We start from the raw sequence: 2,910 nt of genomic DNA, 5'->3' as shown, positions 1-2,910 counted from the left end.
AAACTGCACGGCGCGCTCATAGCCGGCGAGGCCCGGCGCCAGCACGTCGGCGGCATAGCCCCGCACCACCTCATAGGCGCGGTGGCGGTTGAGCATCACCACCGGGGTCACCCGGCCCAGCGCCCGGCCGGCGGCCCAGGTGCCGAAAAGCGAGGTGGTGGAGGCGAGCGATCCGGGCAGTCCGACATGGGCCTCGGCCATCTGCGCCACGCGCGCCTGGCGGTCCTCGCGGCTGGCCAGCACGTCCACGGCCACACCCGATAACGCCGAAGGCAGCACGATGCTCGGGTCGGCGACGATCTCCACCACGCCCCCCGCGATGCGCGCCGCCGTAATCAGGGGCACGGGCAAAACGCCGTTTTCCGCCAAACAGACGATGCGGGCGCCGCGCCGGGCAAAATAGCTGCCGGCCTGGCTCATGATCGAGGCCCGTTCGGGATCGCCCGGCCCCTTGTCGGAAGCGAAGACGGCGATGACGGGGGACGGGCTGACCGTTTCCAGCATGCTCATCGTCCGCGCTTCAACCCGCCGAGAATGCCGCGCACCAGCGCATCTCCGAGCCGATTGGCCACGGTGCGGGCCAGCGAGTTCATTGCCGCTTCCGTCGGCGTCTGCCGGCTGGAACTGCGCGGTGCAGGCGAGCGGCGGGGACGCTCGTCCTGATAGGTGCGCTGGGTCTTGCGGATGTCGTCGTCCTGGCGCTGGCGTTCCTCGGCCAATTGCTTGTCGCGCGCCCGGCGGGTCAGCACCTCGAAAGCCGAATCGCGGTCGATGGGATTGTCATAGAGCCCGGCCACCGGGGACGCGGCGATGATCGCCTCCCGCTCGGCCGGGGTGATCGGCCCCACCTGCGCCGAAGGCGGGCGGATCATGGTGCGCCCCACCATGGAGGGGATGCCCTTGGCCTCGAGCACCGACACCAGCGCTTCGCCGATGCCGAGCTGGGTGATGACTTCAGCAGTGGAGAAGGCCGGGTTGGGCCGGAAGGTATCGGCCGCCACCTTCACCGCCTTCTGTTCGCGCGGCGTATAGGCCCGCAGGGCGTGCTGGACGCGATTGGAGAGCTGGGCCAGCACCGTTTCTGGAATATCCACCGGGTTCTGCGTGACGAAATAAACGCCGACGCCCTTGGAGCGCACCAGCCGCACCACCTGCTCCACCTTATCGATCAGCACCTTGGGCGCACCGTCGAACAGCAGGTGCGCCTCATCGAAGAAAAACACCAGCTTGGGCTTGTCGGGATCGCCGACCTCGGGCAGCTCCTCGAACAGTTCGGAGAGCAGCCACAGCAGGAAGGTGGCGTAAAGGCGCGGCGCGCGCATCAGCTCGTCCGCCGCCAGGATGGAGATAAAGCCCCGCCCATCGCGGTCGGTACGCATCAGATCGGCGATTTCAAGCGCTCGTTCGCCGAAGAAATTCTCCGCCCCCTGCTGCTCGAGCACCAGCAGCGCCCGCTGGATGGCGCCGATGGAGGCGGTGGAGACATTGCCGTAGCGCGCCGAAATCTCCTTGGCCCGCTCCTGGATATGCACCAGCAGCGCCCGCAGATCCTTGAGGTCGAGCAGCAGCAGGCCTTCGTCGTCGGCCAGCTTGAAGGCGATGTTGAGCACGCCTTCCTGGGTATCGTTGAGATCGAGCATGCGGCTCAACAGCAGCGCGCCCATTTCTGAAATCGTGGCGCGCACAGGGTGGCCCTGCCGCCCGAACAGGTCCCAGAAGATTACCGGGAACACGTCATCGGAAAAATCGTCAAAGCCGATATCCTGGGCCCGCTGGGTCTGCCAGCCCTGCGCCTGCCCCATCTTGCCCACACCGGACAGGTCGCCCTTGATGTCGGCGGCAAAGACCGGCACGCCCGCGGCTGAAAAGCCTTCGGCCAGCACCTGTAGCGTCACCGTCTTGCCGGTGCCCGTCGCGCCCGTCACCAGCCCATGGCGATTGCCATATTTGAGCGCCAGGTATTCGGGCTGGGTGCTGGTCCCGAGAAAGATCTTGTCGTCGGCGAGCATCTGCATACCCTGATTTGTGTTGGGGTCCTTATAAACGGCCCCTTCCCCATGGGACAACTTGTAACTCGGCCCTGTGGCTAAAGCACCGCGCGCAATTGCCCGATTTCGGCGCCGCGCACGCTGCGCAGGCGCTGATGCGCCAGCCCATGCAGGATTTTGCGCTGCGCCTCATCGGGCTCGGCAAGCTTGAGCAGCAGCCCGGCCAGCATGGCCTGCGAGGCCGCCATGTTGCCGTCGTCGCATTTGAGCGCATAGCCCCAGCCCTTGTCGCGGATGGCGCCGCATTGCACGCCTTCCGCGCCGATCTTCTGCATCAGCCGCCCCCTGAAGGCTGATATCAGCACGGTATCGGGATGGTCGGTGCCCGCCACCAGGGCGGGATGTGAAGTGGCGGCGTCGAACAGGCGCCGGGCCGCTTCCGCCATTTCAGGCGGCAGCCGCTTGCCGGTGGCCATGCGGGCAAAGCCGGACGCGAAGGCGCGCAGCGGCGCGGCAAAGGTGGGGATGGAACAGCCATCGGTGCCGCAGCGTTCCTCGCTCAATTCTTCCCCGATCACCGCCTCGATGGCCGCCCGCACCTTGCGCTGCACCTCGTGTTCGCGGCCGACATAGCCAGATGTGGGAACGCCCATGGCCAGCGCCACGCTCAGCATGCCGGCATGCTTGCCCGAGCAATTATTGTGCAGGGCGCTGGGCTTTTCGCCTCTTTCCCGCAGGGCCTCGCGCGCCCTGGCATTGGTGGGCGGATGAGCCCCGCATTCGAGGTCGGCCACCGAAAGCCCCATGCGGGAGAGAAAATGCGACACGCCCTCGACATGCATGTCCTCGCCGTGATGGCTGGCGCAGGCCAGCGCCAGCTCTTCGGGGCTATGGTGGAAGCGCGCCTCAGCCCCTTGTGAAA

3 protein-coding genes are annotated in these 2,910 nt (G+C 66.8%); all 3 read right to left on the bottom strand.

Going from position 1 to position 2,910, the window contains the following annotated elements:
- On the bottom strand, positions 1-504 hold a 504-nt coding region (locus VDP82_RS16555), incomplete at its 3' end, for a hypothetical protein (RefSeq protein ID WP_323015929.1).
- 2 nt (positions 505-506) lie between these two features.
- Entirely contained in the window at positions 507-2,009 is a 1,503-nt protein-coding gene (locus tag VDP82_RS16550; protein WP_323015930.1) for a helicase HerA-like domain-containing protein, read from the bottom strand.
- Positions 2,010-2,086: 77 nt separating this feature from the next.
- The coding region (locus VDP82_RS16545) for an asparaginase (RefSeq protein WP_323015928.1) at positions 2,087-2,910 on the bottom strand (824 nt) is incomplete at its 5' end.

The sequence above is a fragment of the Devosia sp. genome (assembly GCF_034675085.1).
In the GTDB taxonomy this organism is placed as follows: domain Bacteria; phylum Pseudomonadota; class Alphaproteobacteria; order Rhizobiales; family Devosiaceae; genus Devosia.
The sequence above is the reverse complement of the archived record's forward strand: the minus strand, read 5'-3'. Positions and strand labels throughout refer to the sequence as shown.